The organism is Phaeobacter sp. 11ANDIMAR09 (assembly GCF_001294455.1).
Taxonomy (GTDB): domain Bacteria; phylum Pseudomonadota; class Alphaproteobacteria; order Rhodobacterales; family Rhodobacteraceae; genus Pseudophaeobacter.
Genome location: NZ_LIKT01000028.1, coordinates 1 through 20,583, shown reverse-complemented (window position 1 = coordinate 20,583; position 20,583 = coordinate 1). Strand labels below are relative to the sequence as shown.

The following is a 20,583-nucleotide window of genomic DNA, read 5'->3' as shown; positions in this document are numbered from 1 at the left end:
GGATGAAGCCCGCGCTGCGATCAGCATGCAATGCCTGCCTGGCGGGCAATCACACTCATCTCATGGTTGGCTCGTGCTTTGATCCCCTCAATACGGCTGGCAAGATCAGCCTTGAGATTGCACCGATTGGAAAAAGAAGCCGCAGCTCTTTCGGCCAGCCGGCGGGCATTGGCAGAGCGAAGATCCACAACTTCTTCGCCAATGCCGCACTCGTCAAACACCCCTTGTGCCTTGTCCGTGTAGCCTAACCCGAGGGTTGGCACCCCGGAGGAAAACGCACCAATTGTTGCATGCATTCGCGCTCCGGCAAACCAGTCCAGCCGGGACAGCACCCATTTCAATTCCATTGCGTTCAGCTGGTCTTCCAGGACCAAAACACGGCCCTCTCCCAAGGCACCAAGCCGTGCCTGTAGACCCCGCGCTGCGTCCAGATCACTTTCTACGTCACCGCCGGGGCGATGCACATGAGAAATTAGCAACAAGCGAAGATCCGGATTTTGTTTTAGCAACTCTTGCGCCAGGGCATCGGTCTGGTTGGTATGAAAATCTCTCAAGCCAAAATTCTGACGGGCCGCCTCCTTGTCATTGCACAGAAGACCGGAGACATTCAGTCCCGCCAGGGGGAAGTCTCGGGGCGCTCTGAACCAACTTGAGGCCGAAGATTGCAACTTATTTGGTCGTGCCTTGGGCAAAGCCACCGCGACGTCGACACCCAGACGGTGCCGGTTTGGATCGAAGTCAGCTCCCAATGCTTCGCGAAGAAAGTCAAAGCTGAGAGTGTCTCGTACCCAGACGGCAGTGGCCGCACGCAGAATTGCGACGGCTTCTGCTTTAAAGGCCGGGTTGGAGAAGGGCCCGAGTTTCTGCGGTAAAAGGATGAGTGGCACACCGGCGTTTAGAGCCAATCGCTTGGTAAGGATCATGGCGCGGAACCGCTTGGGACCGTAAACATCCGTGAAACTGTCCCCGCCAGAGATATCAAGAACTGCGCGAGATCTTGCAACCGTTCGTGCGGGCGTGTTCGGACCTCCACCTGCTCGCGTCCAAACATGTGCCGCACGCAGATTATCTCCGCGCCAGAGGCGGCGGTTATGAGTGAGGCCAACAAGGTTGACCGTCGCATAGCCCCAATCCGCCTGACGTAAACCGCGCCCATGGTCCGCGACCGTAATATTTGACGCGCCTCGGCGTGACAGACCTGAAACGGTCGCATGGCAGAGGGCACTTACGCCCTGGTTTCCAGTGTCGGGAGCGGCATTTAAAAGTGTAATCATGTTAATCCTCTAAAGTTTTAGAGAACTGTAAGTCTAAGCTGAGTGAAATGTCTTGGGCGCAACCGTTGAGGTTTAGTGCGCAAACGTAAGCATGAGCTATCCGTAAGTACAGTTTAAGCGCATGTGCGACTCTTGTTGGCCTCAGGGTAGGGTGGTCATCGCATTTCCTCCAACATCTTTTCTTGGAAGACTTCGGCCGGTGTCTTCCATCCGAGGCATTTGCGGGGCGTATTGTTCAGGCGGTCGCAGATCTGCTTCATGTCGTGATCGGTCATCGCTCTGATGTCACGTTTGCGGGGCAGCCAGCGTCTGGCGCGTCGGTTGGTATTCTCGACAGTGCCTTTTTGCCAGGGTGAGGAGGGATCACAGAACATGGGGTAATCGCTCTGTCTCGTCGGCGTTCTGCCATGGCATCCGAATGTTTTTTCTTCGGTATGTTCAGAGCGTGATCCGAAAGGGTCTTGTTCGGAGCAACAAATGGAGATTGAAAATGGGCCAACATATAGGGCTTGACGTTTCGTTGAAGGATACCGCGATTGCGATCCGGGAAGACGGCAAAAGAATATGGCGCGGGAAATGCCCCTCTGATCCAGAGGTTATTGCAAAGACAGTTCGCAAACACGCACACGAACCCCTGAGAGTCGTTTTTGAAACTGGTCCTCTTGGCACTTGGTTCTTTCATGCCTTGAAGGCGGAAGGGCTTCCGGCAATTTGCATCGAGGCGAGGCATGCACAGAAGATTTTGGGCGAGACGTTGAACAAGACCGATGCAAACGTGTGAACTCAAGTTAGGTTGCGACATTTCTCTATCCTAGTTTTCTAAGTTCTTCGGCGAATGCCTCTGTTGGTGTTCGCCATCCAAGGCACTTTCTGGGGGTGCCATTCAGGCGGTCACAAATCGCCTTCATATCGCGGTTTGAGAGTGCAGCGATTGGGGTGTCGCGGGGCAAGTACCTTCGTGCTCGTTTGTTCAAGTTTTCAACGGACCCTTTCTGCCAGGGGGCCTGCGGATCACAGAACCATGCACTCGTTCCAATCCCGGCTTCCAGCTTCCTCCAGCCTGAGAACTCAATTCCTCGATCAAATGTTATCGATTGCCTGGCGGACTGGGGGAGGGGCTCCATCACGTTCATGAGTTTCGCAATGAAGTGTTTCGAGCTGCGGTCATTGTTGCGGAACAAAACTGCAAATCGGGTCTTTCGTTCGACCAACGATGCGACGTTTGCTTTCCCGTGCTCGCGCCGGAAGATCATCAAATCACCCTCCCATTCTCCAAATGTCTCGCGGGATTTGATGTGATCAGGCCTGTTGTGGATAGAGCGCTCCAGAGGAAACATCATACCGCGCGGTGTTCGGGCATAGCGCGGTTTTCTCTTTTTGCGGCGCTCAGGAAGATAACGCGCCAACGCTTGTGACTGACCATCCGGGCTGTAGATATAGGCATAAATGGTTTCGTGACTGACGGTCGCCGTGTAGCCTTCAAGCTTTAAACGACCGGCAATCTGTTCAGGTGACCAACCTTCTTGGAGCCGATCAATCACAGCGTCCTGAAGCTCAGGATTACGCACCAGTTGGGGTCTGTTCCAGTAGAGGGCAGGATAGTACGCTAAAGCTGAAACTGGTCGCTAAACCGTTGTTTCATTTTGACCAACCGTAATGCCGAGATGGGTCTTCATTTCTCGCTGCCCTAGCGGCGTAACGATCAGAACTCGGCGCTCTTTGGCACGTGTTATCCAGCCTTTGTCGAACGCGAGGTTAGCAAGAGCAGCCCCTACAGTACCTGAGACATGATGGCGGCGTTCGCTCCAATCCAGGCATTGTCGTGCGAAAACGCGTTTTGACCGTTTCAGATCAGCAGGGTTGATCCCCCAGGCATCAAATAACGCTTCACCCTTTGGGGTTAGTTCATAATCCGTGTCCAGAGCGATCAAGGCGCCTCTTTTCACCAAAGCATCTGCAATCGAAACCCCTAGACGTCCGGCAATGTGATCATAGCACATTCGGGCATTCTGGATTGGCGTTCGGGCTTTTCGGATGGGTTTCGCGGCTGGGTCGATGTTTGCTGTTTGCACGGCCAGTTGTTCAAGAACGTTCGCGATTTCGGGCGATGCGAGACGGTAATAATTATGCCGTCCACTCTTCTCTCGTGTAACCAATCCACCCGACAACAAAAGGCTCAGATGCTCGCTCGCAGTTGCGGGAGAAACATTCGCAACACCGGCGAGTTCGGTGGCTGTCAGCGCCCGGCCGTCAAAAAGCTCGGTCAGTATCAATGCGCGTGCCGGGGAACCGATCAGAGCACCCACGCGCGACATGGGAGGTTCATCATGCATATTTCGGAAATATCCGAAGCATGCCGCATCCGTCAACTGTTAGACCCGAGAAAACAAGTAAGGGGAAACAGATGGTCGGGTTGGCCGAAGTGGATATGAAAGATGCTTTTCTTGAAAAAGAATGGGTGCTGGTGATCCAGACACCCATGCAGGGGAAAGAGCCTTTGCTTGCAGCGTTGCGCGAGGGCGTCGAGCTGAAACAGGGGCATTACGACTGCTGTCTGCATGTGTCAGCAGAAGGGGAACAACAGTTTCGCGCCTTGGACGGGTCACATGCGGGGGCCGAACAGACGATTCAATCCGTGTCCGTATTGGACATCACGATTTCAATCGCACCAGATAAACAGCTTCTTGAACAGACACTTGCGATCATCATCGCAAACCATGTACATGAAGAGCCGACAATACGCATCAGTGAGTGTTGGGGCACACGGTCAAAGTACACCGGCGACAAAGACAATCCAAACAAGTATTGGAACCGGCCTGATGCGCAGGACATCCATGGCACTGCAATTGCTGGCAAGGGACAAGAGGGATGACTGCGCAGGCAACGCAATCCCAATATGGGTTGGGGGGCATGCTCGTCGTTGTTTCCGCCATCACCTTCAGCACCGCCGGGCTGTTTTCCAAAGGTGTGTCAGCAGCACCATGGGACATCATCTTTTGGCGCGGCGTGTTCTCTGCCGGGTTTACGACGCTATGGGTCTGGTATCGCGGGCAGGTCCGCGACAACTTCGCGAAAATGGGGATCAGCGGTATCGCAGTTGCCATTGTGGGTGCGCTTGGCACAGCAGCCTTCATAGCCGCGTTCAAACTGACCACAATCGCCAACGTTTCCATGATTTATGCCACGGCCCCGATGCTGGCGGCGCTTCTTGCATGGCTCTGGGTAGGTGAGAAAGCGTCCAAAACGGTTGTTTTCGGCTCGCTTCTGGCGCTTGGAGGCGTCGCAATTATCGTCTCGGGATCGCTCGGGCGGATAAACCTTCGCGGTGATCTCCTGGCCTTTGGCATGGCCTTTGCCATGGCGATTCTGATGGTCATCTATCGCAAGTTTCCGTCAACGCCCGGCGCGGGACCGGCTGCTTTGTCTTCCCTGTTGCTTGCGCCCGTCGCGTTTGGCTTGGGCAATCCGTTTGGCATTCCGCTATCGGAAATCCTGATACTAAGCGCCTTTGGCCTGGTGTTTGCCATCGCCTCGGTCACGCTCGCCGAAGGCGCGAAACGTGTCCCATCTGGTCAGACCGCGCTTTTGAGTACGCTTGAAGTACCCCTTGCACCGGTGCTGGCATTTCTGGTTCTTTCTGAAGTGCCGCATGTCCGCACCATAGCAGGGGGCATGTTGGTTCTGGTCGCGGTTCTGATGGCCGCGAAAAATCAGAAATGAGGGCCATGACGGTGGTGGTCGAGGCGCTGCCCTCATGAAGCAGGAAGCGAGAACCTACACCCCGTTTGAAACAACAAGGAGAATTCTTAATGATTGATTTGACGGAATACAAAGCCGAGTCAGGTCGGCTTGTTCCCGTATGGACCATCGAGGTGCAGACTTTGCCGCAAGACACAGATCGCATTCTGGATGAGATCATGAAAATCCATCCGTTGAGCTTTGGCCGGTATCAGCGCAATGCCAGCATTTCAGCGGTTGGAAAGGAAACCACCCAGCCCGAGCCTGGATCGACAACGACAACGCATGTGGAAGGGTTTGAACCAGGAGCGACCGAAACTTACCCGATGGTCGAACTGAAGATATCTGTTGAGCGGGACCTGGACACTCTATCAAGCGTAATGGATGCAATCATCCACGCGCATCACTACGAAGAACCCGTGATATTTGTCCGGGAGGATTGGGCAAGCCGCGCCGCCTATAACCCCAAAAGTGACAACCCGAACCGCTGGTGGAACAATGGCAGGGGATTGCCTGATCGGATAGAATAGTGTGTGGGTTTCCACTTTGAACACTGATCTGATTCAAACTAACCGTGAAATCTTATGGTGTAAGATTGGTTAGGTCTTGTGCCTGTTCAATGTTCTGTAAACGGTTGGCCTGGACACGGAAAACACCTCGGCCAGATCGCTGATGGAATAGTCGCCAGTGCCGTGCATACGGCAAAGTTCCTTCTGCTGTTTGTCTGATAACTTCGGCTGCTTGCCACGCAGTTTTCCCTTGGCACGAGCGATAGCCATGCCTTCGCGGGTCCGCATGCGGATCAGATCGGCCTCGAACTCGGCAAAGGTGGCAAGGATGTTGAAGAACATTTTTCCCATTGGATCGGTCGGATCATAGATGGACGCTCCAAGAGCCAGCTTGACGCCTTTCTCCTGGAGTTGATCAGCTATGGCGCGGGCATCAGGAACAGATCGGGCCAGCCGGTCGAGTTTTGGAACCACCAGCGTGTCACCTTCCCGCACGGCGGCAATGGCCTGATCCAGACCAGGACGAGTGCGGTTGGTGCCGGTCAGCCCGTGGTCGGTATAGATATGATCCGGGGCAACGCCGAGACTTTCCAGCGCTTGTTTCTGTGCGGTGAGGTCCTGGTTGTCAGTGGAGCAGCGGGCGTATCCGATAAGTGTGGTGTTCATGGCCGAACTGTACGAATAAGGCCCCTTCATTGCAATTTTTATCGTACCATCTATATGAGACGCTCTTTGAGCCAGTTTTGTTGAAGGGATGTGCGGCGGGAATTCGCCCGCTCAGCGATCCCCTTACGGACAAGCCAATCCCCCACATACAGGAATTAGAATTGCCAAGACGCCAGATTTTGAGCGACCGACAACGGGCGGCGCTATTTGATCTTCCATCCGATGAAGCGACCCTGCTCCGGCATTATACGCTTGCCGATGATGACATCGAACACATCCGATCCCGACGCCGGGCACAAAACCGTATTGGGTTTGCTTTGCAGCTCTGTGTCTTTCGCTATCCGGGTCGGCTGTTGCAGCCGGGAGAAGTCATTCCATCCGAGATCACCGAGTTTCTGGCGGCACAGCTGGGCATAGCGCCCGAGGATTTGACGGATTACGCGCACCGGGCTGAAACCCGGCGCGAACATCTTGCCGATCTTCGGGAGATTTATGGATACAAGATGTTCTCGGGTCAGGGGGCACGTGATCTGAAAGCGTGGCTGACACTGGAAGCAGAAACGGCACGATCCAGTTTGGATTTGGCCCGGCGGTTCGTCGAGCAATGCCGCCATACGCATACAGTCCTGCCCGGTGTCTCTGTTGTTGAACGGCTTTGTGCGGATGCCTTGGTTGTCTCAGAACGGAAGATCGACAGCCGTATTGCGGATCGTCTCAGTGAAGCGATGCAATTCCAATTGGATGCATTGCTGACGGAACTGGTCGATGAACGGGTCAGCCGATTTGTTTGGTTGCGCCAGTTTGAAGTCGGACAAAACTCGGCAGGTGCTAGTCGTCTGCTTGATCGATTGGATTTCTTGCAGGCTATCGAGTTGCCGGCCGAAATTCTGGACGATGTACCGCCTCATCGGATTGCCCGGGTGCGCAGACAGGGTGAACGGTATTTCGCGGACGGGTTGCGGGACATTACCAGCGACAGACGGTTGGCCATTCTAGCGGTCTGCGCGGTGGGGTGGCGGGCTGCTATCGCCGACGCTGTTGTCGAAACCCATGATCGGATCGTTGGAAAGACTTGGCGAGATGCCAAGAGGCTGTGCGACTCCCGCGTTGACGACGCAAAGGTCGCTGTCCAGCAAACGCTGCGCTCCTTCACAGAGTTGGGAACTGCCTTACTTGCCGCGCACAGCGATGGTGCATCCCTAGAAACCACCGTTTCGGACACACCTGGATGGCCGGTCTTGGAGGAGCTGGTTGCCACGTCGGCGCAATTGACCAACACCATGGCTGCGGACCCACTTGCTCATGTCGTTCAAGGACATCGCCGGTTCCGGCGCTATGCCCCACGCATGCTGAAAGCGCTGGACATCAAGGCCGCCCCGGTCGCCATTCCCTTGGTGAATGCCACTGAGTCAATTGGTGGAAAAGTCGACCGGGCAAAACCGACAGATTTTCTGCGCAAAAACTCGAAATGGCATCGAAATCTTAAAACTCAGCCGGAGGATGACCATCGCCTTTGGGAGGTCGCCGTGCTGTTTCATCTACGCGATGCTTTCCGTTCCGGGGATATCTGGCTGGGACATTCAAAGCGCTACGCTGATTTGAAGCAGGTCCTTGTGCCAATTTCAGCCGTTACCACCATCCCCAGATTAACAATGCCTCTTGATCCGGTCACTTGGCTTTCAGATCGAAAGGTGCGGATAGCCGACGGCCTGAACCGTTTAGCGCGGGCTGCCAGGCACGGAGCCATCCCCGGCGGGTCTATAGAGAATGGCGCGCTCAAGATCGAACGACTAACAACCGCCGTACCTGACGAGGCGGAAGAGCTTGTCCTCGATCTCTATCGCCAACTTCCAGATATACGCATCACCGATCTGCTTCTGGAAGTGGATGAGGCCACTGGATTCACAGACGCCTTTACCCATCTGCGAACAGGTGCGCCTTGTAAGGACAGGATTGGGCTGCTGAATGTTCTGCTGGCAGAGGGGCTGAATCTCGGCCTGAGCAAAATGGCCGAAGCCAGCAACACCCATGATTACCTTCAACTGTCACGCCTGTCCCGGTGGCACATCGAAAGCGATGCCATCAACCGGGCACTGGCGGCAGTCATTGACGCACAATCCAGATTGCCGATGGCAAAGTTCTGGGGTGCAGGTGTCACCGCGTCCAGTGATGGTCAGTTCTTCCCGGCGGCTCGTCAGGGTGAGGCGATGAACCTGATCAATGCAAAATACGGCAATGAGCCAGGGTTGAAAGCCTATACCCACGTATCCGACCAGTTCGGGCCATTCGCTACCCAGAACATTCCGGCTACGGTGAGCGAAGCGCCCTACATCCTTGATGGCCTGCTCATGAATGAAACCGGCAAGCGGATCAAAGAGCAATATACCGACACCGGTGGATTCACCGATCATGTCTTTGCCGTTTCGGCCCTGCTGGGCTATCGATTCATCCCGCGTATCCGGGATCTGCCATCCAAACGCTTGTATGTATTCGAGCCCTCAACAGCCCCCAAGGAGTTGCGCGGCTTGGTCGGCAGCAAGATTCGGGAAAACCTGATTGCCCAGAATTGGCCGGACATCCTGCGCGCTGTTGCGACAATGGCGGCAGGGATCATGCCGCCCAGCCAACTGCTGAAGAAGTTCGCATCGTACCCGCGTCAGCATGAGCTGGCAGTTGCTCTGCGGGAGATCGGCCGCATCGAGCGCACCCTGTTTATTGTCGAATGGTTGCTGGACACTGACATGCAGCGCCGTGCCCAGATTGGCTTGAACAAGGGTGAAGCGCATCACGCTTTGAAGAACGCTCTGCGGATTGGCAGGCAAGGTGAAATCCGGGACCGAACGGCTGAAGGTCAGCACTACAGGATGGCTGGCCTGAATCTATTGGCCGCGATCATCATCTATTGGAACACGGATCATCTCGGGCGCGCGGTTACGGCAAGATTGCACGATGGTCGAGATTGCCCACCAGAGCTCCTGTCGCATATCTCACCGCTCGGGTGGGCGCATATTTTGCTAACCGGCGAATACAGATGGCCAAAACGATAACCAATCCGGCTTAGCGTACTATCCTGCCCCTTACCGGATCAGACCCCATATAGGGTGCCTCTCCCACGGTTGCCGGGATATTCTGAGTGGCAAATGGCCCGAATTGATCCGAGACGTGGGTGTAGGCTTTCAGCCCGGGACCGTTGCCATATTTGGCATTGATAAGGTTCATCGCCTCGCCCTGAGGGGTGGCCGGGAAGAATTGCCCGTCGCTGGAAGCGGTTAAGCCAGCACCCCAGAATCTGGACATGGGTAACGCTGATTGCGCTTCGATCACCATAGCGAGTGCCCGATTGATAGCATCACTTTCTATATGCCATCGCGATATACGTGAGAGCTGGAAATATTCGTGGGTGTTGGACGCCTCCGCCATTTTGCTCAGCCCGAGGTTCAAACCCTCTGCCAGCAGGACATTCAACAAGCCAATCTTATCCTTGCACGGAACGCCGGTTCGCAAATGCGTAAAGGCATCTGTAAACCCAGTGGCCTTATCAACATCCAGCAGAATATCTGTGATGCGGACATCAGGAATACGGCGATATAAATCCAACACGAGTTGATCTGCTTCAGCGGGAACATCGGCGGACAGTCTGTCAAGCTTGAGAGTGCCATTTTCTATTGATCCGCCGGGGATTGTCCCGTTTCTGGCAGCGTGCGCTAATCGTTCAAGCCCATTTCTCAAACGGGCCTTACGATCATCCAACCATTCATGTGGCTCGAACGGGATACTCAAGCGTGGCGTGTTTTGCACGGCAGCGAGAGGTACCAAGGCCTGCTTAAAGTCAGCGTATCGCCGCGCCGGGCTCGACTGCCAACCTGAGCTCTTGGCGCACATCTCGCCACTCGGTTGGGCCCACATCCTACTCACCGGTGAGTACAGGTGGCGTAAGGCTTTCACGGCAGGCTAAAACTGGGGGCGCGCCCACTCCGCCATGTGAAGTAATCAACCCTATTTCTTGCCACCTTCACACCCACCATCAGGACCCAAAACAGCCATGGCCGCCGCAAGGACGGCCACAGAGAAAAAATCATGAGTAATAAAGGTGCAGAAAGCCTTAAGGTGTCATTCTGCACTCAGCCGGAACAGACCCCTTTGATGGACATCATGCCTACTTGGCTCAAATTTACAGTACTTTAAATCGGAGACACAGCAATTAGGCAGAGTGATTTAAGTGAGAGTTGGTGACAATTTTGATGACCCCTGACTCGCCCCGGGGGGGGGTACGGAAAACCCTACCTAATGAAGTGATTCGAGGAGACGCTCGTGGATATTATTTTTAGAAATCAAACAATTACAAGTTCTTGAACAAAGAATCTGTAGAATTTTTGGCAAGGTGAGAGCTCCCTCATGCTCGTCAAAAAAATCATTGATCTCCCTCCAGGGTTGTTTATTGTGAAGGGATGTTTTTGTGAGAATTTTACGTGTTCCCTTTAGAGTTAAAATGCCTCCTTGGTGAAGCCGACATGCCGCTGTTGGATAGAAGCCCCCTTATGGGAAGTCGACAAACCATTTGTGATTGGTGTATTTTTAATGACTTTGAGAAAAAGGACGTGCTTTCCCACCTCGAGCGGATCGTCGAGCCGATGAACACCTCAAGGATTGTTTCGAAGGAGCGTATCAACTCCTGCATGACGGCGGACGAGGCATGGGCGCAGTGTGCAACGTCATTGTGCATCGCGATACCAGAGCTGTCTGACGAAATAGCTAGGGTTTCGACGGACGCCCCAAGGTGTTTGGCGCCCAATAAGGCGAAGCATCCAATGCCGTTCACATATGACCTTGGTCACAGGAAGTTACCGTTTGTCAGTTTGCACTACCAAGGCTGCGTTGCGGACTTGCTCACAATGGCTCATGAATTCGGTCACGCAGTGCAAATTGTGGCAAGTTGGAAGAGTGGAAAAGGGCAGATGCCGCCTGTTGCGCGGGAATGGTGCGCATTCATATCGGAACTCGCCATTCTACAATTCAATGAACTGTCCTCAGCTTCCATTTGTAGCGCCTACAATGCGGACGATAATACCTATTTTGGCGCACACAAGTCTTCTCTCGAAGCGGCGCTATTGGATGGTCAACGACAATATCAATATGCCTGGAACTATCCATTGGCTCGGTATTTTTCGCAAACTCTCTTCCAACGCTGCAAGTCGACACAGTTGAGCAAAATATATGCTGCCGGGGCGAACGGGGGGAGGATGTTGAACAAACTTGCTGCGGAGTACTTCGGTGGCCACCCATTGCCTTTCCCGACGAAACGTCAAAATTCGGATAGCGTCCTAATGAAAAACTATTTCCCAGAAATACCTACGGAGAAATCCGACCTTCCTGCAATTGAAGCGTACCGTACGCTCGGCATGATGACCTACCTCGATCTCGATTACTTATTGGGTCACTCTGAAATGTCTATTTCGAAATATTACAATAGGCTGCTTCATCACCTGCAAACCCAAACAGCTTATGTGGTGATTGGGGATGAAAACAAGCCTATTGGCTACGCCACTTGGAATGAAAGTGACCAAAATCCAGAGCATGTTGAATTCACTCGGCAAGCAGCGCCCTTTGGCGATCATCTACGTTTGCAACGTAGTTTGAAGCGACGGCTACCGCACGCCAAAACAGCGAGCTCCAAAAATGAGCGAAGCGCAAGGCAGGCACAAATCGCATGGTGAACTTGGATAGTTATGCAAGCACTGGCTTCGCTTTGGAACTACTTGCGCGTTCACCCTACCATGGGCAACACAAGCTGGGGGACTATTACAGAACGGAAATCCTTCCCGCCATCTGGTCTCACCAAATCAGGTTTTATCTCGACGAGCGCGGCGTGCCTGCTGCCATGATCACCTGGGCTTGGATCAACGAGAGCGTTGAGAAGGAAATTCACGCAACTGGCCGGGCTCTTTCAAGAGACGAGTGGCAGTGTGGTGACCGCATGTTCATGAATGACTGGGTCGCGCCCTATGGGGGTGTACGTCACTACGTTCGCGATATGATGAACAACGTTTTTCCAAAGGTTCGAACCGCGTCAAGTGTTCGACGGAACCTAGATGGCTCTGTTCGGCGAGTAAATCACTGGAAGCGCCCCGCAATACATGAAACCGCAAGCCAGAGAGTTTCCTCCTCATGAACGTTGCATATCCTGCGCCGGAGTTCGCATCGGCAGAAGAGACCGTAAATGGACTTATCCAGCTTCTGGAGGGAGGTTTTGAGAATCCGTATGAGATTTCGGGCACAGTTCTTGTTCAGGTAGTTGATCATCCGGAACTTGATTTCCTAGCGGTGTTCGGCGAGGCGCTTAAGATCGTCAGGCCTATTCATGAGCACCCGGTCGACACAAGAATGACCTTTCCGCTTGCTACTTTAGAAACCATATTCAGAGACTACGAAATCCTAGATTGGCGCAGCCCTGAGATTCTTGGAACCGTCGAGCTCGAAGGCAATCTAGATCTAGCGTTCCAGCTCGGCATGTCCTGTGTCAGGCCCTCAAACACTACGATTGACAGGCTTGCAGCCCTTCGCGCCCTACACAAGAAGAAAGGGCATCGGAACCTTGACGAAGTGGTGCGACTTCATTTGCCATCTCAGCATCAGTTGCTCGAAGCAATTGATGAAGGTTTGCCGACTATCATTACAGGGTTAGAGCCCTCACCGCCCTGCAAGGATTGGACAATTGATTGGCTGGTCGAAAAATATGGCGATTCAATTGTTTGCCGTCGTTCTTCAGAGCTGAAGATCACATTGCGAGAGCTGGCTGATCAAATGCGTCTCTTTGAAGAAAAGCCAGAGCTTGAGAACGACACGACCTTGGATAAGGCCTATACCGAAGGTGTGAAGATGCCACATGAGATGTGGGATGATTTTGGGCCAATGTTCTTTGATCGCGAGGATTTCATACCGGCTCAGCTTTGGCTAGGGTCCGTTTCGACAAACACACCAGCAACTGCTTTACACTGCGATCCAACCACGGGATTTCTATTCCAGGTCATGGGGCGTAAACGGTTGGAGCTTTTTTCTGCGGATCAGGCAGATTTGTTGTATCCCAAGAAGGCTTACAGCTACTATCAATCGTGCTGGTTCAACCCGCATAAGCCCCGGTATGATCTGTTTCCGAAAGCCAAAGGGGCCAAATCGATTTCAGTTGATCTGCATCCAGGCGAATTATTGGTGCAGCCCGCGGGCTGGTTCCACCAAGTCTTCGCATTGGATAGCCCGACGATGTCTGTGAGTTACTTCTGGCGTTACTAGCGACCTCCCGAGATTACGATTGCCATCAGGTAATCGTAAGTTGGGCGGCTGGTTCTAGACCAACCAACCGCCCGTTTGAGCCTCTGGGACTAATCCCAGAAAACAGCAATGGCAATTATAACACAAAAGGTTGCCAAAATCCAAAGGAACACAAAATGTTCAACAATGACGATATTTATCCTGCCGATCTTTTTGCACCGATCAGCTTTGGTGGTGGCGGCGGTGGCGGCGAAGGTGGTGGCATCAGTGAATGTGTGGGAGATATTGCCGAAGGAGCTGCTATCGGTGGTGTTGCCGGACTTGCAGGTGGTGCGGTAGCAGGCGGAGTGCTTGGAGGTCCCGGAGGTGCTGCAGCTGGCGGTGCGGCTGGAGGGCTCGGAGGTATGGTGTCTGGCGGTGTTGCTGGTGGGCTTGGTAGTGACGCCTGTTTCGGTCGGTAAAAAAGAGAGTAATCTCCTCGCCCTTCCAAAGGGCGGGGAATTCTTCAAAGTCAAGGGAGATTAACATTGAATTCCGACATGATCAAAAAAACTGGGGTAGCTTCGGTACTCTCGACAATTCTTTTTTCGCTATTTACCAATTACACTTCTGGGTCTGAAATTCTTAGCTTTGCAAACTTTGCGTTCTTTGCCGTTTTCTTTGCATTGTTTTTGGGGATCTCTTATCTTCGAAAACACTGAGTTTATTGCGAGGGGAGCCTTCTCGGTACCGGATCCAACTCTTGTTACCTCTCCCCTAAACTTTCCTGAACAACCTTAACTATAGGCGCGAAGAAGTAGCTAATAATCCGCCTGTCACCTGTGATGGCATCTACGGTAGATGTCATGCCAGGCTGGATTGCATAGCTATTGGCCGGTGTCTCAAGCGCCATTGTTTCAGGTTGAATGCGGATAACGAACCCGTAGACATTGTCATCAACTTCAACCGCGTCAGCTGAGATATTTGTCACTGATCCTCGTAATGCGCCAAAACGTTCCGCAGGGTAGGCGTCCAGTTTGATATTAACGCGCTGGCCAACCTCAAGAAATCCAACATCGGTGTTCGGGAAAATGGCTTCAATCTCGAATTCCTGATCCTCAGGAACAACACGCAGCAACTCTTGTCCCGCATCAACAATACCACCGATCGTGAACACTGATAGTTGATCTACAGTTCCAGATACCGGCGCAATAAGCTTGGTATTTTCAAGACGTCTTTGATTGGTCACGAGTTCTTCAGATAGGGTTGCACGCCTGGCTTCAAGTTCGGCTCTCCTGGTTTGAAGCCGACTTCGTAGGGCAGAGAGAATGCCAGATCGCTCGGCCAGATGAGCGGTACCCAAGGCTGCCTTTTCATCCAGCTCGCGCAAAAACACCTCTCTCTCTGTTTCAAGGCGGTTGAATCCATCGAGAACGTCAAGATAGCTTGATCGACTGGTCGCACCTTTTTCCAATAGGCTTTGCGCCGATACAAGTCGTTCTTGCTGGGTAACTAGCGCGGTTTCTATGCGTGAGATACCCGCTTGGGTTACGGATTTCGATTTTTCATTGGCTTGGATTCTGGCGTCTACCTGAGCAAGCGCGTCAGAGAGCTCCGACAATTCCGCCTTCATGAGCGCGCGCTGTTCGTTGAAAAATTTGACCTGAGACTTTGGTCTGAACTCTTTGAACTCGGTAATCTTTTGGAAGACGGTACCATCGTCTAGATCTTGATGCAGTGACAGAGCAGAAATGACAGTTTCTATTCGGTATCGCTCAATGCGCAACCGCTCATCTTCCGCTTCTAGTGTGTTCTGTGCAGCTTGGGCGTTGGTTAGATCAAGCTCAATGACCACTTCACCTTTGGAAACACGGATCCCATCACGTACATGGATAGCTCGGATTTGCCCGCCAAACTCGGGCTGTACAACCTGCACTCTTCCAATGGGAACGACCTTTCCGATCCCTTTGGCCACGATCTCTACTTTGAACATATAAGACATGATCAGGATAGCGAAGAAAACTGACACAGTGAAAATGATGGTCCCATGCAAAGTGGGCGATGCTACATTTTGCGAGGCTCTGTGCCGGGTCATCTTAGAGCCTCGAAGTTCACGACTTGATCTGCGTTAGAGAAGACCTCCGGACGGTGCGTGATAACGATTACTGTCATGTGGTTTCGAAGGCTCTGAATCTCTGAGATCATTCGGTTTTGTGCTGCATCATCTAGGGCACTGGTTGGTTCATCCAGGATCAATACCTTGGGATTGTTGAGCAGTGAGCGAGCTATGGCAACGCGCTGACGTTGTCCACCCGACAAGGCGGCTCCGCGTTCTCCGACTTGTGTATCCAGCCCCATTGGGAGTTGTTCTACCATCTCGTCCGCAGCAGCTGCCCGTAATGCACCTCTAATTTGCGTCGGGCTCGCACTAGCTGCACTCAGGACGAGGTTTTCGCGTATCGTTCCTGAAAACAGGTAGGGTTCTTGTGGAACGTAAGCGATCTTTGTACGCACATCATGCGGTTCGTGTTGTGCGATATCATTACCCCCCAATAGAACGGTTCCCTTCGCGGGACTTTCGATGCCCGCCGCAAGACGCCCAAACGTGCTTTTCCCAATGCCAGATGGTCCCACAACAAGGGTCAAGCTTTGAGGCTGAGTTGTAAAAGAAAAATGCTTCAGTATTGGTGCACCGGGATGGTATTCAAAGGATACGTTTTCAAATCTAAGTTCGGGCTTAACATTTTCCGGCAATCTTGGAAGTGTTCCAAAAGGTTCTGGAGCAGAAAGTAAGATATCTCCGAGCCGTTGGCGGGAAATTCTGATGTTCTGCCACTTTTCCCAAAGACCGGAGAAGTTGCTTATTGGTGATGCTATTTTCTCTGTGACAAGATGAAAAGCGATCAATTGGCCAAGGGTTAGATCACCTGAAAACACCAGCCTCGCTCCGAAAAAAATAATCAAGATTGTGAGTGTTTGGCTGACAGCATAAACTAAATTGCTGCTGACAATGTTTAGTTTGCCCACTCGATACCCTGCATCCAGGCTTGCGTGGAGTGTCTCATCAAGGCTGTCGAGCATTTTATCTTCTGCACTAAGCGCTTTGATCGCTGCTATGCCTCCAATATTTTCGACCATTCTCGACTGATGCCGTGCTCCTGCATCAAATTGTGCACGTAATCTACGACGCAAAAAGGGTCCAAAAACGAAGTACACAAATGCTTGGACCGGCAGGGAAATCAATACAATAGCAGTGAGAGTAGGAGAAAGTGCAAAGAGTACGGAAAGGTAAATTACTACGAAGAGAAGATCGAGAAATACGCCTGTGGTCGTGCCAACGAGGAAGGACCGTATAGTGTCTGTTTCACTGATACGAGCAATGGTCTCGCCGACGGGCCATCTTCTGAAATGCTCATATGGCAACCGAAACAAGTGCTCAAATATTCGTCTTCCAAGCTCACTAGTGACACGGTTTGCGGTAAGCATACCTAGCAGACTTGACAGGATATTGAACCCAATATGGAAAATACTAACGGCAGCAAAGATCAGTACTACGACGACCAAAGTCGCTTCACGTTCAAAAGGTAGTATTCGGTCGATAATCACCTGAAATATGAAGGGTTCAACCAACCCCAACAGCCGGGTGCAAACAGCCAGAAAGACGAGTTCAACATAGAGCGGCGTGAACTTCCAAAGTGTTTTTCCAAACCAAGAAAGAGGAATTTCTTTAGGCTGCAGGCTCTCCTTTTGATGGCTCATTTCATTGGTCATGCATTAACTCAACGGCAGTCGGCGGCGTCCGAAAAAGCGGAGATGACGCAATCCGCTTTGACTGCGTCTCTGTCAGGGCTGACGACGATCTTCACCATGTCATCGAACTTTGGAAAATGGCGCAGGATTGCTGCATTGACTTCGGCGCGTGAAAGGCCCTCTACGCGTTCGAGATACTGCAAACCCGACGAAGAACTCCGGCCTGTCAACTGCGCTTCGGTCAAAAGATGTGCGATGGTATCGGGTTTGTCCATATTGCTGCGCACACGGTTCTTGAAAATGCGATGCGCAAATGGAAACTCAACCATGCCAACGCCAACTGTACGGAAGGTTTCATAGGTGCGTTGAACTGTTTCCAGTGCTTTTTGCAGCTTAGCGGTCTCGACCTCGCCCTGCATATAGAGCATCCCGTTGGCCCGCGTGAAATCGGAAAAATGCGCACTAAACCCATAGGATGCACGCAATTCTTTTCTGACCGCTGTAAACAAACGTGACTGATCCGATACCCCCAACACTCCGGTGGCGAGCTGCAAGGCTTCGTAATCCACGCTGTAAGAAGGGGGGATCGGGCCGCCGATCAGTATGAAGGATTTCTCTGCCTCGGGACGATGGATCAGGATGGTCTTGGCCGGATAGTGCATTTGCAGAGGCGGCAAATCCTCGCGTGCGTTTTGGCTCGGCAGCGCGCGCAACGCAGTGTCAATGGCTTCGGCAACGGCCGTCGGTTTGGCATCCCCTGCAACTGCGATCTCCAAGCCATCTGTCGTCACGGTACGCGCGTACCAGTCGCTGACGTCGTCGATGGTTATACTGGAAATATTCTGCGTTGGAGTACCATTCCACACTTGTCGCAGGGGGTGGTTTCCGACAGTGATATTACGCAGCGACAGCCACGCCTGCCCTTTCGGGGTTTTACTATACCCCCTGACGTTTTCAACATAGTTACGTTGGAACCGCTTTAACCAGCGCGGATCGAAGGTCGGTTCGGCGAGAACCTTGTTGGCTATTGTTGAGGCCTCGCCCAAGTCCTTGGCCGGAGCCACAATAAATCCACGCAGGGCATCATCGTCCAAATAAAGGCGTGCGCCGCTGTCAATGGCGTTGAACCGTGCGACGACTTCATCCGGACTGAGGCCGCCCGCACCGCCATTGATCATCAGGATCGGGCCCAGCTCTTCGATGTTCTCTTTGCGAGACGATAAAAACCCGTAGCCGCCAACCCAGGCAATTGAAACGGCTGTACGGTTTGCCTTTGGCATATGGACATAGGTGAAATCATAGCCATCTGGCGTTTTTTGTTCTGTGATTTCATAGGCAACAACCTGCCCGGTCAACAGGAACAGGACCATAGCGGCGCGGCAAAGAGCGCTGAAGAAGGTCTTCATTGGGATAACTCCGGATTGGTGATTGCAGTTGTTGCAAAAGGGCTGGCAACAATTGAAGCCAGGATCGCAGTCAAGTCTGACAAGCTGGGCCGCCCCAGCTCATAGTGATAGGTTTTCACATCAAGTGCTTCACCAAGGTTCAAGATGCTCTGTTGCGCGATCGTTGTAGCGTAGTGCGGATCATCTTTTTCAAAACGACGCACCTGTTCTAAGGTGCGGCCCCGGAGCGATTTTAACGTTTCATCTGGAATGCTGTCGTCTGCCAGCTGGTGCAGAAGATTTTGAACGCGGCTCAATGCCTGTTGGGCAGAGATACCATCTTCCGGGGCGAAGAAAAACTCATAGCCAATATCACCGGTTGGCAGCAGATAGAGTTTGGCGCTGATCTTGGTAACCGTAAAACGGTCATAGTATAAGGGCTTAGCTAGTCCACCCTGCAAAGAGGAATTCAGGATATCTTCCAATAGGAGCAGAGAGAACCAAATCTTGCGGCGTGAAAATTCGACTGGGGGCTGCGCTTGGCCAACAAAAAGCACCAGCTCACGCTCCAGCTTTGGTAGATTCAGCGTTAGGGAACTTGATGGTGGGCGGGGCAGTGGCGACGAAAAACCTCGCGCAATGGCTGCGCGTTTTGGCAAGCCACGTAAGTGCTCCTCAATCTGCCCTATTATCTGTTCCTTCGTAAGTGGTCCAGACATCAACAGATATGCGTCTTGCGCATTATACCGTTGCTGATGAAATGCCAAAGCCTCTTTGACGGGCAACTGTCGAAGACTATCAGGCGTCCCCATGACAGAGCGACCAAGCCCATGATCGCCATACAAATGATGAAAGGCCTCGCGATAGAGCACCGCTGTCGGATTATCACGATAGCGAAGGTCAAATTCCCGCTCAACAACGTCCCGTTCGGTGAGCATAAAGTCTTGGTCAAGCTGCACAGGCTCAAACACGGCACGGGCATTGCGAAGCATATTCACAGTTGAATCTTTAGGGCCGCGGTTCCAATAGGCTGTCCAGAAAGGCGAGGTCCAAGCATTCATTTCTCGATTGCGAAAGCCTTCGCCGTGCACTTTGTCAGCGGACCAGACGACCAAATGCTCAAGATAATGCGCAAGGCCTTCAGCCCCGGTTCTATCCGCCTCACCGACCGGCAGGAATAAGCGCACTTCGACGTTGTCAGCGGAAGCTTCTGGGATGTAGTAAATCTTCTTGAAATCGCCATACTCTGAAAGATCCAATAGATCAGCCCGCGCAATCGAGGCCAAGCACATTAGCCAAACCAGAAAAAATTTTTGTATCAAACCGACCTCAAATAATGATCACGGCTTTCACCGTTAAGTTTTGAAAATAGAGCCTAAGTTGGCAAAAAGCTCCACGTTGCCCCTCAACCCAACAACGCGAACTTCAATAAATCAACGCCCCTATGGTTGCACTCCTGCGACTCGTATCGACGTCAGAACCATTTGTCACGGCTTTTTCGACCTCAGATTGAGCTAAAGGGATGCTCCTCTCCTCCGCCAATCCCACCACGATAGCAGCGGTTCGGTGGGAAGGCAGTTCATCCTATTAGCTCATCTGTTTCGTCCTGCGGCCTGTGAATTCGGGTGACAGATCTCGCTGCAGCATTCTTAAACGGCTGGTTTTCACGCCGCGCAGCGGCACCGAAAATAGTGCAGGCGCGGCGATTTTGCTGCTGCGAGCGCACGCAGCACGAAAATCCAAGGTACAAGTCGGGCTCACCGTCGGTTTTCGCCGCGCGCTGCATGAATGGCAGCTGTCGATATCGCGTCACAAAAGGGCAGACCCTCACGAGACAGGCGAGTGTGACAAATTCCGCTGTCTCAAATGGGCCGCATCCTCCATAATGTGACACGTTTCAAGCCGCACAGACCCAAAAGTTACACATCGAGCTCGCGTGTTCTCGCCATGTTCTTTTTATCCCCCATCTGTGCACGTTCCGGGCGGTTGGGCCCACTTGGTGGGAAATGCATGGCG

General features: G+C 52.6%; 16 protein-coding genes and 4 pseudogenes. 10 read left to right on the top strand and 10 right to left on the bottom strand.

The annotated features are described in order from the left end of the window. Positions 1-20: 20 nt before the first annotated feature. Complete coding sequence (locus AN476_RS18845; protein ID WP_083464401.1) at positions 21-1,274, bottom strand: polysaccharide pyruvyl transferase family protein; 1,254 nt, start codon at positions 1,272-1,274, stop codon at positions 21-23. Between the two features lie 155 nt (positions 1,275-1,429). Further along, positions 1,430-1,651, bottom strand: a pseudogene (locus tag AN476_RS18835) (transposase); the annotation flags it as partial. Between the two features lie 113 nt (positions 1,652-1,764). On the opposite strand from AN476_RS18835, the pseudogene AN476_RS18830 reads away from it, so the two are divergent. Beyond that, positions 1,765-2,049 (top strand): annotated as a pseudogene (locus AN476_RS18830) (IS110 family transposase); the annotation flags it as partial. Positions 2,050-2,080: 31 nt separating this feature from the next. On the opposite strand, the gene AN476_RS18825 reads toward AN476_RS18830, so the two are convergent. Continuing rightward, entirely contained in the window at positions 2,081-2,842 is a 762-nt protein-coding gene (locus AN476_RS18825) for an IS30 family transposase (RefSeq protein ID WP_253279934.1), read from the bottom strand. Between the two features lie 57 nt (positions 2,843-2,899). Then, a complete protein-coding gene (locus tag AN476_RS18820) occupies positions 2,900-3,607 on the bottom strand; it encodes a helix-turn-helix transcriptional regulator (RefSeq protein ID WP_083464400.1) in 708 nt (235 codons plus the stop codon). Positions 3,608-3,678: 71 nt separating this feature from the next. Here AN476_RS18820 and AN476_RS18815 point away from each other — a divergent pair, with 71 nt between their 5' ends. The 3 genes from AN476_RS18815 to AN476_RS18805 all read left to right on the top strand — a co-directional run bounded on the left by AN476_RS18815 (position 3,679) and on the right by AN476_RS18805 (position 5,542). Beyond that, entirely contained in the window at positions 3,679-4,146 is a 468-nt protein-coding gene (locus tag AN476_RS18815) for a hypothetical protein (RefSeq protein ID WP_054463325.1), read from the top strand. After that, positions 4,143-4,994 carry a DMT family transporter gene (locus AN476_RS18810; protein ID WP_054463324.1) on the top strand — a complete coding sequence of 284 codons (852 nt, stop codon included), beginning with the start codon at positions 4,143-4,145 and terminating at the stop codon, positions 4,992-4,994. Before AN476_RS18815 ends, AN476_RS18810 begins: the two co-directional genes overlap by 4 nt. 89 nt (positions 4,995-5,083) lie before the next feature. Continuing rightward, positions 5,084-5,542 carry a hypothetical protein gene (locus AN476_RS18805; protein WP_216598395.1) on the top strand — a complete coding sequence of 153 codons (459 nt, stop codon included), beginning with the start codon at positions 5,084-5,086 and terminating at the stop codon, positions 5,540-5,542. A 69-nt stretch (positions 5,543-5,611) separates the two neighbouring features. On the opposite strand, the gene AN476_RS18800 is transcribed toward AN476_RS18805, so the two are convergent. Then, positions 5,612-6,187, bottom strand: a complete 576-nt coding sequence (locus AN476_RS18800; RefSeq protein ID WP_054463323.1) for a recombinase family protein — start codon at positions 6,185-6,187, stop codon at positions 5,612-5,614. 161 nt (positions 6,188-6,348) lie between these two features. On the opposite strand from AN476_RS18800, the gene AN476_RS18795 reads away from it, so the two are divergent. Then, positions 6,349-9,234, top strand: coding sequence for a Tn3 family transposase (locus AN476_RS18795; protein WP_054463322.1), 2,886 nt, complete (start codon positions 6,349-6,351; stop codon positions 9,232-9,234). 46 nt (positions 9,235-9,280) lie between these two features. Here the strand turns inward: AN476_RS18795 and AN476_RS18790 are convergent. Next, positions 9,281-10,033 (bottom strand): annotated as a pseudogene (locus tag AN476_RS18790) (Tn3 family transposase); the annotation flags it as partial. Between AN476_RS18790 and AN476_RS23610 the strand changes: the two are divergent. From AN476_RS23610 to AN476_RS22940, 5 genes and pseudogenes are all read left to right on the top strand, one after another. Next, positions 10,026-10,142: pseudogene (locus tag AN476_RS23610) on the top strand (Tn3 family transposase); the annotation flags it as partial. The pseudogenes AN476_RS18790 and AN476_RS23610 overlap by 8 nt on opposite strands. 556 nt (positions 10,143-10,698) lie before the next feature. Continuing rightward, positions 10,699-11,901, top strand: coding sequence for a hypothetical protein (locus AN476_RS18785; protein ID WP_157063812.1), 1,203 nt, complete (start codon positions 10,699-10,701; stop codon positions 11,899-11,901). Further along, the gene (locus AN476_RS23605) at positions 11,895-12,356 is read left to right on the top strand and encodes a toxin-activating lysine-acyltransferase (protein ID WP_054463319.1); all 462 of its coding nucleotides are present in this window, start codon (positions 11,895-11,897) and stop codon (positions 12,354-12,356) included. Before AN476_RS18785 ends, AN476_RS23605 begins: the two co-directional genes overlap by 7 nt. Next, complete coding sequence (locus AN476_RS18775; protein WP_054463318.1) at positions 12,353-13,474, top strand: cupin-like domain-containing protein; 1,122 nt, start codon at positions 12,353-12,355, stop codon at positions 13,472-13,474. Before AN476_RS23605 ends, AN476_RS18775 begins: the two co-directional genes overlap by 4 nt. A gap of 155 nt (positions 13,475-13,629) precedes the next feature. Next, positions 13,630-13,914 carry a hypothetical protein gene (locus tag AN476_RS22940; RefSeq protein ID WP_157063811.1) on the top strand — a complete coding sequence of 95 codons (285 nt, stop codon included), beginning with the start codon at positions 13,630-13,632 and terminating at the stop codon, positions 13,912-13,914. A 284-nt stretch (positions 13,915-14,198) separates the two neighbouring features. On the opposite strand, the gene AN476_RS18770 is transcribed toward AN476_RS22940, so the two are convergent. Genes AN476_RS18770 through AN476_RS18755 form a run of 4 tightly spaced genes read right to left on the bottom strand, consistent with a single transcriptional unit; the run spans position 14,199 to position 19,853 of the window. Further along, positions 14,199-15,527, bottom strand: a complete 1,329-nt coding sequence (locus tag AN476_RS18770; RefSeq protein ID WP_054463317.1) for an HlyD family type I secretion periplasmic adaptor subunit — start codon at positions 15,525-15,527, stop codon at positions 14,199-14,201. Then, positions 15,524-17,203: a peptidase domain-containing ABC transporter gene (locus tag AN476_RS18765; protein ID WP_054463316.1), complete on the bottom strand. Its 1,680-nt coding sequence runs from the start codon at positions 17,201-17,203 to the stop codon at positions 15,524-15,526. Before AN476_RS18765 ends, AN476_RS18770 begins: the two co-directional genes overlap by 4 nt. 8 nt (positions 17,204-17,211) lie before the next feature. After that, positions 17,212-18,588: a pitrilysin family protein gene (locus AN476_RS18760; protein ID WP_054463315.1), complete on the bottom strand. Its 1,377-nt coding sequence runs from the start codon at positions 18,586-18,588 to the stop codon at positions 17,212-17,214. Beyond that, positions 18,585-19,853 carry a pitrilysin family protein gene (locus AN476_RS18755; RefSeq protein ID WP_172684855.1) on the bottom strand — a complete coding sequence of 423 codons (1,269 nt, stop codon included), beginning with the start codon at positions 19,851-19,853 and terminating at the stop codon, positions 18,585-18,587. Before AN476_RS18755 ends, AN476_RS18760 begins: the two co-directional genes overlap by 4 nt. Positions 19,854-20,583: the final 730 nt, after the last annotated feature.

Excerpts from the sequence above, each read along its gene's own strand:
- AN476_RS18845 (WP_083464401.1), bottom strand. The coding sequence starts at position 1,274 with ATGATTACACTTTTAAATGCCGCTCCCGACACTGGAAACCAGGGCGTA.
- AN476_RS18820 (WP_083464400.1), bottom strand. The coding sequence starts at position 3,607 with ATGCATGATGAACCTCCCATGTCGCGCGTGGGTGCTCTGATCGGTTCC.
- AN476_RS18815 (WP_054463325.1), top strand. The coding sequence starts at position 3,679 with ATGGTCGGGTTGGCCGAAGTGGATATGAAAGATGCTTTTCTTGAAAAA.
- AN476_RS18810 (WP_054463324.1), top strand. The coding sequence starts at position 4,143 with ATGACTGCGCAGGCAACGCAATCCCAATATGGGTTGGGGGGCATGCTC.
- AN476_RS18805 (WP_216598395.1), top strand. The coding sequence starts at position 5,084 with ATGATTGATTTGACGGAATACAAAGCCGAGTCAGGTCGGCTTGTTCCC.
- AN476_RS18800 (WP_054463323.1), bottom strand. The coding sequence starts at position 6,187 with ATGAACACCACACTTATCGGATACGCCCGCTGCTCCACTGACAACCAG.
- AN476_RS18785 (WP_157063812.1), top strand. The coding sequence starts at position 10,699 with ATGCCGCTGTTGGATAGAAGCCCCCTTATGGGAAGTCGACAAACCATT.
- AN476_RS23605 (WP_054463319.1), top strand. The coding sequence starts at position 11,895 with ATGGTGAACTTGGATAGTTATGCAAGCACTGGCTTCGCTTTGGAACTA.
- AN476_RS18775 (WP_054463318.1), top strand. The coding sequence starts at position 12,353 with ATGAACGTTGCATATCCTGCGCCGGAGTTCGCATCGGCAGAAGAGACC.
- AN476_RS22940 (WP_157063811.1), top strand. The coding sequence starts at position 13,630 with ATGTTCAACAATGACGATATTTATCCTGCCGATCTTTTTGCACCGATC.
- AN476_RS18770 (WP_054463317.1), bottom strand. The coding sequence starts at position 15,527 with ATGACCCGGCACAGAGCCTCGCAAAATGTAGCATCGCCCACTTTGCAT.
- AN476_RS18765 (WP_054463316.1), bottom strand. The coding sequence starts at position 17,203 with ATGACCAATGAAATGAGCCATCAAAAGGAGAGCCTGCAGCCTAAAGAA.
- AN476_RS18760 (WP_054463315.1), bottom strand. The coding sequence starts at position 18,588 with ATGAAGACCTTCTTCAGCGCTCTTTGCCGCGCCGCTATGGTCCTGTTC.